This is a genomic window from Mesorhizobium sp. M1E.F.Ca.ET.063.01.1.1 (assembly GCF_003998155.1).
Classification (GTDB): domain Bacteria; phylum Pseudomonadota; class Alphaproteobacteria; order Rhizobiales; family Rhizobiaceae; genus Mesorhizobium.
This window is the reverse complement of the sequence record NZ_RZSC01001609.1, coordinates 1-451: the sequence shown is the minus strand read 5'-3', so window position 1 is coordinate 451 and position 451 is coordinate 1. Positions and strand designations below refer to the sequence as shown.

The window sequence follows — 451 nt, the reverse complement described above, 5'->3', positions numbered from 1 at the left end:
GTCGCCCACCTATTTCGAGCCCGGCGGGGCGCAGCAGTCGATCGCCGAACTGCCCAATCTTCGGATTTATGTGCTCGGTCCGCCGCGCGACAAGGCAGCTCTCCGACTGGAGGAAAAGGCGAGCGAGATGTTTCCGCTCGCCAGCGGCGGGCCGTTTGCACGGGCGCTCGCATCCGGGCTGAAGATGAACCAGGCCGACGATCCGACCTATATCGACGAACTCAGCCCCTTCGAACGCAACATCGGCACGCCGCTTTCCGCGGCGCAGAACGGCGACAAGGGCAGCGATCCGGCCGTCGATATCGGCGCCTTTACCAGCAAGCACTATTCCGGGGCGGTTTCGGGCGCCGCACCCATGGAGGATCGCGACCAGTCCTGGCGCCGCATCGACGCCGACTGGATGGCAATTGCCGCCGACCTGGCGCTGCAGCTCGATCGCGGCGTCAACAAC

1 protein-coding gene is annotated in these 451 nt (G+C 65.6%); it reads left to right on the top strand.

All coding sequences use genetic code 11. The features are described from left to right. The coding region (locus EOA29_RS42005; RefSeq protein WP_210213242.1) for a hypothetical protein at positions 1-451 on the top strand (451 nt) is incomplete at both ends.